11 protein-coding genes and 1 pseudogene are annotated in these 13577 nt (G+C 31.4%); 1 reads left to right on the top strand and 11 read right to left on the bottom strand.

Annotation, left to right across the window (positions count from 1 at the left end):
* Window positions 1-103 precede the first annotated feature (103 nt).
* Both RDK80_RS16460 and RDK80_RS16455 read right to left on the bottom strand, forming a co-directional pair.
* Window positions 104-1294, bottom strand: a complete 1191-nt coding sequence (locus RDK80_RS16460) for a DHHW family protein (protein WP_216559752.1) — start codon at window positions 1292-1294, stop codon at window positions 104-106.
* Window positions 1295-1304: 10 nt separating this feature from the next.
* Window positions 1305-2726, bottom strand: a complete 1422-nt coding sequence (locus tag RDK80_RS16455; RefSeq protein ID WP_308524895.1) for an MBOAT family protein — start codon at window positions 2724-2726, stop codon at window positions 1305-1307.
* A gap of 225 nt (window positions 2727-2951) precedes the next feature.
* Between RDK80_RS16455 and RDK80_RS16450 the strand changes: the two are divergent.
* Window positions 2952-3488, top strand: a pseudogene (locus tag RDK80_RS16450) (DsbA family protein); the annotation flags it as partial.
* Window positions 3489-3870: 382 nt separating this feature from the next.
* On the opposite strand, the gene RDK80_RS16445 reads toward RDK80_RS16450, so the two are convergent.
* The 9 genes from RDK80_RS16445 to RDK80_RS16405 form a co-directional block, all read right to left on the bottom strand.
* Window positions 3871-4413 (bottom strand): hypothetical protein, encoded by a 543-nt coding sequence (locus RDK80_RS16445; protein WP_216559758.1) that lies wholly within the window; start codon window positions 4411-4413, stop codon window positions 3871-3873.
* 233 nt (window positions 4414-4646) lie between these two features.
* A complete protein-coding gene (locus RDK80_RS16440) occupies window positions 4647-5546 on the bottom strand; it encodes a DMT family transporter (protein ID WP_256310916.1) in 900 nt (299 codons plus the stop codon).
* 133 nt (window positions 5547-5679) lie between these two features.
* A complete protein-coding gene (locus RDK80_RS16435) occupies window positions 5680-6780 on the bottom strand; it encodes a hypothetical protein (RefSeq protein ID WP_308524894.1) in 1101 nt (366 codons plus the stop codon).
* Window positions 6767-7300 carry a sigma-70 family RNA polymerase sigma factor gene (locus RDK80_RS16430; protein ID WP_256310918.1) on the bottom strand — a complete coding sequence of 178 codons (534 nt, stop codon included), beginning with the start codon at window positions 7298-7300 and terminating at the stop codon, window positions 6767-6769. Before RDK80_RS16430 ends, RDK80_RS16435 begins: the two co-directional genes overlap by 14 nt.
* Window positions 7301-7658: 358 nt before the next feature.
* On the bottom strand, window positions 7659-7802 hold the full coding sequence (locus RDK80_RS16425) for a hypothetical protein (RefSeq protein ID WP_256310919.1): 144 nt from the start codon (window positions 7800-7802) through the stop codon (window positions 7659-7661).
* Window positions 7803-7841: 39 nt separating this feature from the next.
* Window positions 7842-8036: a DUF4177 domain-containing protein gene (locus RDK80_RS16420; RefSeq protein ID WP_094903756.1), complete on the bottom strand. Its 195-nt coding sequence runs from the start codon at window positions 8034-8036 to the stop codon at window positions 7842-7844.
* 115 nt (window positions 8037-8151) lie between these two features.
* Window positions 8152-9003: a DMT family transporter gene (locus tag RDK80_RS16415; RefSeq protein ID WP_308524893.1), complete on the bottom strand. Its 852-nt coding sequence runs from the start codon at window positions 9001-9003 to the stop codon at window positions 8152-8154.
* A gap of 131 nt (window positions 9004-9134) precedes the next feature.
* On the bottom strand, window positions 9135-12569 hold the full coding sequence (locus tag RDK80_RS16410; RefSeq protein ID WP_256310921.1) for a pyruvate carboxylase: 3435 nt from the start codon (window positions 12567-12569) through the stop codon (window positions 9135-9137).
* On the bottom strand, window positions 12570-13577 hold the full coding sequence (locus RDK80_RS16405; protein WP_308524892.1) for an isocitrate/isopropylmalate dehydrogenase family protein: 1008 nt from the start codon (window positions 13575-13577) through the stop codon (window positions 12570-12572).

The raw sequence follows: 13577 nt of genomic DNA, 5'->3' as shown, positions 1-13577 counted from the left end.
TCACCGCTGAAAGCTCTTTGGAACCACCCGCTTAGCGGGTGGTATTCATAAACAAGAAAAAGCCTTAATGAATATCATTAAGACTTTTAAAATATTTATTAATCTAATCAAATTTTCCATTACCCTCCAAAGTACCATAATTTAAATCATCTCTAATCATAAGAACAACATCAGGCTTATGCTCTTTAATATAATCATATAAGCTCTTATCTTTATAATGTCTTAAATCCAATATTCGAGTTTCATTAAAATGATAGTAAAGTAGTGGTTCCATTGCATTCGTAAAAGAGTCACCAAAAATCAATAAATTAGGCAGATCTTTTCTATTAGTTTTGATAACAGTTTCTGCATGATCTCCCCCCATAAATACATTATAGGTAGGTCTTCCATCATTGTCCTTATTAATTTGATAGAAATCAGGATCCAATTGTCCATTTGTGAGCTTCTCATATGAGATTTTTTCAATAGGATAACCAATTTCTATCTTTTCATCTGTAGGATATAGATAAGCTAGTTTTCTATTTCTACTTCCTAAAATCGGATTAGGAAGAGTAGTGAAATCTATTTCGTCTTCTGTCAAAGGCAATCTAACATTATCTATCCTAACTTTATCGATTAAATTTTGAATTATCTCTGTATAAGCCTTATATGCTCCTCTAAATGTATAATGATGATCAGTTTTAAAATAATAATCTTCCCTAAGATCTTGTCTATATTTTTCAGTCATATTAATATAATTGATCTTGTTTTCTTTTAATGCTTTAAATATAATTGTTTCATTATTATTTAAATACTCTTCATTGTTACGATAATAATCTGGATATTTGCTTCTCAAATAAGAAGCCTGCTCTGGAATACCAACAAATAAAAAATGTCCGCCATATTCCCTAATATATTTATCAAGATCACGAATATTATCAGCCATAGTATTAATTTTTTCACTATAAAATTTAAAATCATGATTTGTATTAAACGGTATAAATGGTAATAGATTTCCTTCTTTAGCCATTACAATTTTATTAATATCACTTTTATTTAAAATGGACATATTTAGAAAAATATATTTCTCAATCCAATAATCCCTACCATAAATATGGTCTGTTAAATAAGTTTCCCACCCTTTAAAATATTCTCCACTTAGTAAGGACTCTCTGGTAAAGAATGGGGCATTTGCTAATGTTCTATTCTCAAGTATAGATACTTTCTCATCTTCTGTAATTATAGTCATAAATATGCCTAAATAAATTATAAACAGAAAAGAAACTATCAGGTAATATTTTTTAAGACTTTTCATTAAAACACCTCTAAAATCTAAAGTAAATAAATGGGTTGAATGTTGAATTTATCAAATACATAATGCATAGTAAAAATAATGCTATAATAAAAAACGGCTTTACATAATCAATGATTAATACTTTAATCCATGAATTTGACATCTTATCTAATCTCTTCTGAATAGCAGGATAGACTGGAATAGATGCTATTATAGCTATTATAAATAGATATTTGTATTCAATTAAATAATATATTCCTTGTGAACTGATCAATCCTTGTCCACCTATGCCAAACATAGCCATAAGATAATCTTTAGCATATGAAATGGTTTCAGATCTAAAAAGTAACCATCCTATAATTACAAAAAACATTGTATATATATGTTGAAATGGTCTCTTTAATTTTTCAATATATTCTCCAACAAACATCTTTTCTAATACTAATATAAATCCATAATATAATCCCCAAAGAATAAAGTTCCAAGCTGCTCCATGCCACAATCCAGTTAGAAACCACACTATAAATATATTTCTTAAAAATTTACTTTTACTTACTCTATTACCTCCTAAAGGTATATAAACATAATCTCTAAACCAAGTACTTAGAGATATATGCCAACGTCTCCAAAATTCAGTAATAGATCTAGAGATATATGGATAATTGAAGTTCTCCAAAAATTCAAATCCAAACATATGCCCTAGCCCAATTGCCATATCTGAATATCCTGAAAAATCAAAGTAAATTTGTGCAGTATATGATATTATTCCAATCCATGCAAGGATTACAGACAAATCTGATGTTTGAAGCTTAAATATTTCATCGGCAATAAAACCTACATTATTAGCGATTAAAACTTTTTTACTTAAACCTAATATGAATCTTTCAATTCCATAAGAGAAACCTTCTAAGCTTTCAGTTCTATCGTCTATTTGCTCTGCTACTGTTTCATATCTTACAATTGGACCAGCAATTAATTGTGGAAAAAGAGATATATACAAAGCAACATTAAACGGATTTCTCTGAACTTTACCATCACCACGATAGACATCTATAACATAACTTAATCCTTGGAATGTAAAGAACGAAATTCCAATAGGCATTACAATATTAAGTAAAGGAAGTGATGAATTAAATATTTGATTAATATTCTTTACTATAAAATTAGTATATTTATAATATCCAATAATAAAAAGATTGATAAATACAGATAAAAATATAATAAATCTAGCTATCTTCTTTTCATTTCTATACTTATCTACAAATAGTCCCATTAAATAATTCACAAATATGGATAGAAGCATAATAATTAAATACTTTGGTTCTCCATATCCATAAAAAAACAAGCTAAATATCAATAGTACTGAATTTCTCAACTTCCTTGGAGATATATAATAGAGCAAAATTACTGATGGTAAAAAAACAAATAAGAAAATAAGACTACTAAATAACATAATTTCCTCCTGAAATTTATTTATGATATTTAGTATATCATAAATCTCATGATTTCAAAACCATGTACACTTTTAGATATAGCTTATTTATTATTCATGCCTTATGGGCTTTAATATACTAATTTGGGTATAAATATAATATAAAACATATTATAAAATATAGAGAGGGGATTATTTATGTATAATATAAGAGCATTTTCAGATTTCGCATGACCATTTTGCTACTTTGGATTAGGTTTAGTCGAAAAACTTAAAAAAGATGGAATAGAATATAATATAGAATGGATACCATTTGAACTAGATCCCAATACTCCTTTAGAAGGAATGAATCTATTTGATGTATATCCAAGGGAATATGTAGTAAATTCTTTAAAATATTTATCCATGTTAGGAGAAGATCTAGATATTGAATATAACAATATCAATAGTAAGTTTAACACTAGGAGAGCTCACTTAGGCGGATATTATGCTAAGGATCAAAATAAGTATACTCAATATTCTGAAGCAGTATTTAAAGCATACTTTACCCTTGGTTTAAATGTCGCTGATAAAAATGTGTTAAATGAAATCGCTAAAATTATAGGTTTAAATATATCAGAAATGAATGAAGCTATAGATTCTGGAAAATATACTGATAAACTTATGGAAGATTATAAACTGGCTGTAGAATATAAGATAACCTCTGTCCCAACTTTTATTATCAATAATAAGATGCGTATCTCAGGTATAAAGGAATATAATGAATTTAAAAAATATTTTTAGAAAATAATATAAATTAAACAATCTAAGGTGGAGCAATGCTCCACCTTAGATTGTTGACTAATGGCTTCTTGGTTTGCTAAAAATCAAGAAGCCATTACAATTTCGTTATAAATTTCTTCAAGAACTTCAAATATTGACACAAACAAGCGAGAAAGTAAAGGGGTTAGACCATCGTACGGCATGATAGGTGTTTTGCCATCGTCAATAATCATTTTAGCGATTGTAGGGATTTTATAACTAGCATCAACAATTACATTCTTAATTCCGTCATACTTTTCTCTAAGTTTGTTATACAACAACGGAAAAACTGCTGAATCATGAAAATTTCCTGCTGTAGCTTCAAACCATAAAATGTAATTGTGCTTGCTCGGTAAGTGTGTTATTAATCCACTATCTCAAACGTAAATACAACGGGGTTTACAATATTTTCGCTAAGGGGAGACACATCAACTGACTTAATCTTCAGTTTTATTCCCAATGCTTTTTGGTATTCATACAAACGCCCACCTGCGCATCTTTCAAAATATGTTTCAATTGATGCCGGAAATCGAAACATTCCTTTTGGGGCATGCTTGTAGTATCCATGGTTACAGGCAAAAGTGACTGTGATTGTATTATCATCATTCAAAACAGCTGTTCTACCAAAGGTATTTGTAAATAGTTCCAGCCTTTCGGCAAGGGGCTTGTCAGCGTGTTCAAGTGCGAAGGCTTTGCGTTCTTTATCGTACCCAGTACCGCTACAACTTCCGTTTTGCTCGTATAGCCGGAAGCGTTGCTCCTTGGTGAGCTGCTCTTCCATCGCTTTTATAAATTTTTCATCGCATTCGTCTCCTTTATATGTTTGAACAATGTGTTCAAACAAAGGCAATATATCATCAGGAATTTCATTTTTACGCATTCGCATAATTTTCAGCATAGTTTTCATTTGCATAGACCCTCCTCTTTAATATCCATCACAAGATAATATAAAATTTGTTCGTTACGTCGTAAAATTAGTATATTATACCAAACATTTCTTTTCTACAGTTTAAATATGATATTAATTTAACTAGTTTGCATATTATCCGAAAAATGTTATCTACATTATAACACCATTCATACAAAAAGGCTATCGGCATATGAATGTCGATAGCCTGAGGTGGAGCAATGCTCCACCTTTTAAAATAAAAATAATACTGCTACACCTGCAACGGTTGTTATCGCCCCTAGTATTTCTTTAAGTTTTATCTTCTCTTTAAAAACTAACATTGATAATGGTATTATAGTTACTGGAACTATTGAAGTTATCGTAGATGATATTCCCGCTGAAGTATATTGCAAGGATAGTAATGATAATGATACTCCAACAAAGGGTCCAAATATAGACCCTATAGTAATTCCCAACATTGCCTTTTTATCTTTTAACGCTAACTTCAAGTCATCCCATTTTTTCAAATATATAAACAATATTGTAAAACTTATAAATCCAGCTATTATACGTATCTGAGTTGCTGCAAAGGGGTTATATTCTCCCATACCTATTTTACTAAATATTAGTCCTACCGATTGTCCAAGAGAACCTAAAAATGCATAAGTAAGTCCCTTTACCGAATGGGTTACTTTTATCTTTTTCTCATCAGGATTTTTACTCAATATAACTATTGCTATTCCAAGGAGTGTTATTGCCATTCCAAGAATACTAATTAATCTTAGCTTTTCACCAAAAATAATAAATCCAAGTAATGCCGCAATAGGTGGAGATGTGGCCATTATCAGCATAGATACTCTGGAACCCACCTCTAGATAGGATTGAAATAAAAATAAATCACCTATAAAAAACCCTATTAATCCAGATATACTTAAAAATATCCAATTTTTTGATGTTGCATCAATAGGTAGAAAATATCCTCTAGTAAAAAAGGTAAATACACTAATGAATATAAAGCCTGTAACTAATCGAATATAATTTACTGATAATGATCCCACTTTTTTTCCTGATAATTCAAATGCCGTAGCACTTAATGACCAACAAAAGGCAGTGGCTAATGCAGCTAATTCTCCTACGTTTGATTTTAGCATCTTCAGTCCTCTCTTTCACAATTAACTATAGGATTATAATATAGTATTTTATTGATTCATTCAATATGATATTTAGGGAGGACTAAGGAACTATCTTGCTAATGATAATATATTGTTCACACTAACCAATACATTAATTATTTTTTCTATAGGTCATAACTGTAATGACTCCATCAGCATCTCTCGAAAAAACAAGGATATTGTCATCATCCATAAATCTACTGTCAGAGAAGCCTACTTGACCTTCTTCAAATAAACTATTAATATCTGCTTTAAGTTTATGTTCAGCAAAGTAGTAATTAATCATACCCTCCTTGTCAGGAACCACTTTCTGTACCGATTCTGGTATTAATACAGCATCTTTTAATAAAGCTTCAATATCTATTAGTTCTTCATTCATTGATTCTTCATCTGATGTCTCCTGATTTCTTAGCAATGTCTGAATATACTTCTCTGCTTCCTCATAATTTCCTTTTGATGGATCTATGGGTAAATCAAATAAAGCGTTGATTCCTTCATAATCTGTATTACGACTGATTTCACCTGTCTCTGCATTAAACTTATAGGCATTAGTAATATCGAAATTATCCATAACAGCAATGTACAAGCCTCTGTCTGCAAAAACTTCTATATCATCACATTCCATGGTCCTATACATTATCCCATCTTTTACAAACCAGCTTGCTCCACCATTCATTGTAAAAATATTAAGGTCTTTCGGGTGATGTCCTTTTATAAAAGGTGAAACAAGAAATGATATTTCATCATATAATGGATCACGGGAATCAGGCATTGGTGTTCCGTCTACCTTGGAAATAGCGAGTACTGAATATGTTCTATTTGGAAATATTTCTTCTGCAGAGTGTTTAAAATCACTGATTTCTTTACCAGATACTATTCCCATTAAGGTTATCTTATAATCTCCAATAGTCTGAGTCTGATCTATAGATACAGCTCCTTCACCTTCAAAAGCAAGGGCAAGTCCATTATCCCCTAAATTCTCTGCAATTTCCTTAGGTGTTAGTAACTTCCATGCTGCAAATGCTGAAATAGATGTTGCTACTATAAGTATAGCAACCATAGCTGATACCGATAATCTCCTTTTATTTATACCTTTCATCCTATTTCTCTCCCCTATCTTATTTATAATTTTTCGATTCAAGCTGTCATCTGGTTCATTATCTGAAGAAAGGACTTGCCATAACATTTTGTCTAATTTTTCAAAATCCTTCATATCCATTGACCTCCATATATTCTTTAATTAATTTCCTAGCTTTATAAAGCCTACTCTTTACAGTTCCAGTTGGAATTTTGAGTGCGGATGCAATATCTTCAATCGATAATCCAGTATTGTAGTACATATATAAAGGTATTTTCAATTTATCATTTAACGATGCTGAAGCTCTATCAACCATCGTATAAGCTTCATTATTTATGGCTACAAGTTCTGGTGTTGTAGTATCAATCATGTATGACTCATTATCAAAATCATCTTTAAATTCTACTATCTTTGCAATCCTATGCCTCCAACCAAATTTTCGATTCTGATTCTTCCACATATTTGCTGCAATAGCTATGAGAAAGCTCTTTGGATTTTTGTTTCTATCTATTTTATGGCATAACTCTAACGCTTTCAAAAAGGTTTCCTGATATAAATCATCTGCTTGATGTTTATCCATTGTCAATTTACAACAAAATCCATACACATCCTTACCATGGCTTTCAATTAAATGAGTTAACTCTGCAACATCCAATCCCTTATCCCCTCCTCTGCCTTAACCTTTCTTAAAAAATATTATACATTGATCGGCCTCTCATCTATATATTGTAATAACTTCTAATTAGGTTCATATTTTTTACAATCAATAGGAAAGTTCTTCTTTAATGTCTCATATCAAGAACTTGTTATGACCTAAATGAGTTTCAAGAAAAGCTGCCTTTAATGTAACTTTAAAAGCTTTTCTTATAATTTATAATTTAAAAATAGACTAACTTAGATAAAACCTTGTAATACGAAGGTTTACTAATTTAGTCCAATTATAACAGATCCATCTATGACAACAAAATTCTAAAAATCTTACCTATTTCTCAAAAATTTACCAACTTTTTACTTTAGCAAAATATCTTACCTCCACCTATTAACTTTAGTATCTCTGCCCTGAGACCTTCATATGTATTATCTAGCCAAAGGTCTAAAGCCATTGTTATAAGTTCTTTAAGTTTATTTATGTTTACAACTATGATATTGTTTTGCATATTACTCCCAACAAATTTCCCTATATTTTTTGCCTAATACTATTTTCTTCTTTTGAAGACAGCTATTGCTTCTCTGCTATAGCCATTACTGGCATTTGTCGAAAAACAAGATACTAGTTCCCATCCTTGCTCCCCCAATTTATTAAGCTCATAATCAAATTCCTCTATCTCTAGTATACCTCCCATCATACCTCTAGGTTCAACTTTAATAGTCTTATACTCCCATTTTTCCAAAATAATCCCCCATTGTTATATATTCTATATTAGTAATTAAACTCCTTCTTTTTTACATCTATTTAATATTATATAAATTTAAAATTGGAACAAATGCTCTACTTATTTTAGTATCTTATTCCTCCACACTTTCCAACTTAGATACATAAATTCCTCTTAATAATACAGTAACTATAACCACTATACCACCTATGATAGCATATGTCCCAGGCTTTTCACCTGCAAAAATATATACCCATAATGGATTTAGCAAAGGCTCCATAACAGTAATTAAAATAGCCTCTAATGCAGTAAGATATTTTGTTGAATTTACATAGAATATATAAGGAATGCCAAGTTGAAATACTCCCATTATAAGGATTATAATAATACTTTTGATATCTGGTAATGGGTTAAATATAAAGAAGGGTATTGCTATAATAAATGTCAAAATATTTCCAAAAAATGTAGTGTCTATAGCTGAACCATCTTTTTGTAATCTAAGTGATATGGTCATACATGCCAAAGAAAATCCTGATAATATAGCTATAATATTACCTAATGTATTTCCTATATTCACATTATCTATGAAAAATAATATCATTCCTAAAAATACAACTGTAATTGAAAGAATATCATACCATCGAATTTTTTCCTTTAAAATCCATACTCCTAGAATTGCCACAAAAATAGGGGCTGTATATTGTAATAATATTGCATTTGCTGATGTAGTCAATTTATTTGCCATAATAAAACATAACATAGTGGTACAAGTAGTTATAGCTCCTAAAACCTGTGGCTTTGTTTTTGTAAATTTGGGTTTCTTTATATAGGTCAGCATCACTAATGCAGCTATAAAGCTTCTCAATCCTGATATTGATACTGGATTCCAATCTACTAATTTAACAAATATACCGCCTGTGCTCCACATTGTCGAAGCAATTGCAGCTAAAATAATTCCTTTATATCTATCTTTTTTTATATCCATTTATTTGCACATCCTTTACAAAAATATCCCATTCTGTATATTCTACATAATTTTCTCCAATCTTGCTATGCTTTTTTAGAATAAATTATTAAAAGGTTAAGCTAATTATTTAGCCTAACCTTTTATATTTCCTATTCTAATCTTATCAAAAGTTCACCAGCTTCTACATTTTGACCTTCCTTAACAGCTATTGAGCTTACAGTACCCGCAGTAGCTGCAGTAATTTGCGTTTCCATCTTCATGGCTTCAATTATTGCAACTAATTGGCCTTCTATAACTTTCTCACCAGCTTTTATTAGAATCTTTGCTACTGTTCCCGGAATACTTGATCCAATCTCCAATTTATTTTCAGGGTCTGCCATCTGTATTGTAAAGGCTCCTTCCTTCACAATATTACTTGCCTTATCAAGTATTTTTATAGCCCTTCTACTATCATTGACTTCGAAATATAAAGTTCTATATCCTCTATCATCTAATCTACCTATTTCCAGGAGCTTAATGACTAAAACCTTACCCTCTTCTACTTCTACTTCTCCAGTTTCACCTTCCCTTAAACCATAAAAGAATATATCGCTGCCCATTCTACTAAAGTCTCCATGCTCTTCAACATACTTTAGATAATCCTCGAAAACCTTAGGGTATAGGGAATAAGATAATAAGTCTTTCCTTTGTGGAATTATATTATATTTCTCACTTAGATACTCTTCAATTTTTTCAAAGTCCTCAGGAGGAAGTAATTCTCCTGGTCTACAGGTAATAGGCTCTTCACCTCTTAATACCAGTTTTTGAAGCCTCTCAGGGAATCCCCCCATGGGTTGACCCATCATACCTTGAAAATATGAAACTACTGAATCTGGAAATGCCATATCCTTAGCTTTATCATAGATATTTTCTGGAGTTAAGTCATTTTGCACCATAAATATAGCCATATCTCCTACAACCTTGGAAGTTGGTGTTACCTTTACAATATCTCCAAGCATTTCATTAACAACTCTATACATTTCTTTTACATCATCAAATCTATGACCTAATCCAAAGCTCTCAACCTGAGGTTTAAGGTTGGAATATTGTCCTCCTGGAATTTCATATTTATATATTTCTGCAGTTCCTGATTTTAATCCCGATTCAAATTGACTATATATTGGCCTTATTGTACTCCAATAGTCAGAAATAACTTGTAAATCATCTAAATTTAATCCTGTACATCTATCTGTATGTTCCAAAGCTGCAACTACAGAATTTAATGCAGGTTGAGATGTTAAACCTGCCATGCTATTAAATGCAGTATCTACTATATCTACACCAGCATGAGCTGCCATTAGTACTGTTGCTATTCCATTTCCACTGGTATCATGGGTATGAAGATGAATAGGAATACTAATCTCTGATTTTAATGCCTTAACTAATTCATAGGCTGCTTGAGGTTTTAATAAGGAGGACATATCTTTAATCCCTAGTATATGGGCTCCCGTTTTTTCTATTTCCTTAGCAGTCTTTATATAATAATCCAAGTTATATTTAGTCTTTGATTTATCTAAAATATCTCCAGTATAACAGATACAGGCTTCCGCTACTTTTCCTACCTTCAACACTTCATCTATAGCTACTTCCATACCCTTTATCCAATTCAGTGAGTCAAATATTCTAAAAACATCTATACCCTTTTCAGCAGCTTCTCTTACGAACTCCCTAATTACATTATCTGGGTAATTTCTATATCCTACTGCGTTGGCACCTCTTAGAAGCATTTGGAACAATACATTAGGTATTTTCTTTCTTAGGACTTCTAATCTTTCCCAAGGAGATTCTTTTAAAAACCTATAAGCCACATCAAAGGTTGCTCCTCCCCACATTTCTAAAGAAAATAAATCTTTTCCTAATACTGAAATAGCTTTAGAGATTCTATGCATATCAGCAGTTCTCATTCTAGTAGCCATCAGAGATTGATGTGCATCCCTTAATGTAGTATCTGTAATTAACAGAGATTTACTATCTTTAATCCATTCTACTAAACCTTCAGGACCTTTTTCATCTAATATTTGCTTAGTACCGTATTGGTTCCTAGGTCTATTTACCTTCGGTACCCTTGGAATATCAAAATCTGGTTTATTACCTATAGTTTCATTTACTACCTTTTCTCCTATAAAGTTTAGAACCTTTAGTTCAATATCCACCTTTGCAGTAATATCAAATAATTCTGGATTATGAGAAATAAATCCAGTATCACATTTTCCATTTAAAAACTCCTCATGATTTAATACATTTATTAAAAAAGGAATATTAGTCTTTACTCCTCTAATTTTTACTTCCTTTAATGCTCTTTTTACTTTTCTTGCAGCATCTTCAAAAGTCCTAGACCAGGAAGTTACCTTTACTAAAAGACTATCATAATAGGGGCTAATGTTTGCGCCAGTAAATCCACTACCTCCATCAAGTCTAATACCAAATCCAGAACCAGTTCTATATATATCTATATAACCTGTATCTGGAGCGAAGTTATTTAATGGATCCTCTGTAGTAACTCTACATTGTATTGCATAGCCTCTTATTTGTATGCTTTCCTGTCCTTTAATTCCTATTTCATCAGAATCCAGAGAATATCCCTGAGCTATTAAAATTTGTGACTGGACTATATCAATTCCTGTAACCATCTCAGATACAGTATGTTCTACCTGTATCCTAGGATTTACCTCAATAAAATAGTGATTTCCATGTTTATCTAATAAGAATTCAACAGTCCCAGCATTTCTATAATTAACAGCCTTCGCTATTTTAACTGCATCATTACATATATTTTGCCTTTGCTCTTCTGTAATAGAAAATGCAGGAGTATATTCAATAACCTTTTGGTGTCTTCTCTGTATAGAGCAATCCCTCTCAAATAAATGAACTATATTTCCATATTTATCTCCTAATATCTGAACTTCTATATGCTTTGGTTTTTCAAGATATTTTTCAATAAATATATCATCAATACCAAAAGCTTTTTTAGCTTCATTTTTTGCACTATGGTATTCCCTTATTAAATCCTTTTCATCTCTTACTACTCTCATGCCTCTACCACCACCACCAGCAGCTGCTTTAAGTATAACAGGATATCCAGCAAATCTAGCAAACTCTATTGCTTCTTCTTCAGAAGCTACTGCTTTTTCAATTCCTGGGATAGTTGGTACTCCAACACTATGTGCTACCTTTTTAGACTTTATCTTATCCCCTAGACTATCCATCATCTCATGTGTTGGCCCTATAAATTCAATGCCTACCTCTTTACATTTCCTTGCTAACTCTGGATTCTCAGATAAAAATCCATAACCTGGATGGATAGCATCTACTCCTTTTTTCAATGACAATTTAATAATTTCATCTATATTCAAATATGCTTCTATAGGTCCTTTATTTCTTCCTATTAAATAAGACTCATCAGCTTTCGTTCTAAATAAGGAGTTCTTATCTTCATTAGAATAAATAGCCACGGTCCTTATTCCAAGCTCATTACAAGCTCTAAATATCCTTATTGCTATTTCTCCTCTATTGGCAACTAATACCTTTCTAAATTTCTTTTCCATTTATGACACCTCCAGATGCTTAATAATCTCTTCTGTAAATTCTTTAGTTCCTAGATTTCCTCCTAGATCTATTGTCTTACTATCTTTATTCTCCAATGTAAAAGCCAAAGCTTTCTCTATTCTAATTGCAGCTTCAAGCTCACCTATATGTTTCAACATCATTATTCCAGATAATATTGCTGAAGTAGGGTTTGCTATATTCTTTCCTGCAATGTCTGGTGCTGATCCATGAACTGGCTCAAACACTGCAATTCCTTCTCCTATATTAGCTCCAGGGGCTAACCCTAATCCACCTATAAATCCTGCTGATAAATCAGATAATATATCACCATATAGATTGGGTGCAACGATTATATCATAATCACTTGGTGATTGAACAAGTTTCATACACATAGCATCTATTATTATGTCTTCAAATTCTATATCCTTATACTCTTCTGAAATCTTTCTTCCACATTCTAGAAATAAACCATCGGATAATTTCATAATATTGGCTTTATGGGCTAGTGTGACTTTTTTTCTTCCTTCCTTCTTTGCCAATTCAAAAGCATATCTACATATCCTTTCACTTGCTTTTCTAGTTATTATTTTGATACTCTCAGCCGCATCTTCACCTATCATATGCTCTATACCTGCATATAGATCCTCTGTATTTTCCCTTACTATGATGAAATCTACATTTTTATGTAAACCATCAACACCAGGATAAGATTTTATTGGTCTTATATTTGCAAAGAGATTTAATCTCTGTCTCAATCCTACATTAACGCTTCTAAATCCTTTACCTATTGGAGTAGTTATAGGCCCTTTTAATGCTACTTTATTTTTCTTTATGCTATTTAGTACATAATCCGGAAGAGGTGTACCATAAGTTGTAATGGAACTCTCTCCAGCCTTAACTATTTCCCAATTTATATTAAGATTGGTGGCTTCAATAATTTCTACTACAGAAGATATAACTTCTGGTCCTATACCATCTCCTAAAATTAAAGATATATTATGTTCCAT

This window comes from uncultured Tissierella sp., from assembly GCF_902479755.1.
Lineage (GTDB): Bacteria > Bacillota > Clostridia > Tissierellales > Tissierellaceae > Tissierella > Tissierella carlieri.
Note: the sequence above shows the minus strand (reverse complement) of the source record. Positions and strands in the feature narration are given on the sequence as shown.

Bases quoted from the DNA above. Each gene is read 5' to 3' on its own strand.
- RDK80_RS16460 (WP_216559752.1), bottom strand. From the start codon at position 1,294: ATGAAAAGTCTTAAAAAATATTACCTGATAGTTTCTTTTCTGTTTATA.
- RDK80_RS16425 (WP_256310919.1), bottom strand. From the start codon at position 7,802: ATGCAAAACAATATCATAGTTGTAAACATAAATAAACTTAAAGAACTT.
- RDK80_RS16435 (WP_308524894.1), bottom strand. From the start codon at position 6,780: ATGAAGGATTTTGAAAAATTAGACAAAATGTTATGGCAAGTCCTTTCT.
- RDK80_RS16410 (WP_256310921.1), bottom strand. From the start codon at position 12,569: ATGGAAAAGAAATTTAGAAAGGTATTAGTTGCCAATAGAGGAGAAATA.
- RDK80_RS16445 (WP_216559758.1), bottom strand. From the start codon at position 4,413: ATGAAAACTATGCTGAAAATTATGCGAATGCGTAAAAATGAAATTCCT.
- RDK80_RS16405 (WP_308524892.1), bottom strand. From the start codon at position 13,577: ATGGAACATAATATATCTTTAATTTTAGGAGATGGTATAGGACCAGAA.
- RDK80_RS16455 (WP_308524895.1), bottom strand. From the start codon at position 2,726: ATGTTATTTAGTAGTCTTATTTTCTTATTTGTTTTTTTACCATCAGTA.
- RDK80_RS16440 (WP_256310916.1), bottom strand. From the start codon at position 5,546: ATGCTAAAATCAAACGTAGGAGAATTAGCTGCATTAGCCACTGCCTTT.
- RDK80_RS16415 (WP_308524893.1), bottom strand. From the start codon at position 9,003: ATGGATATAAAAAAAGATAGATATAAAGGAATTATTTTAGCTGCAATT.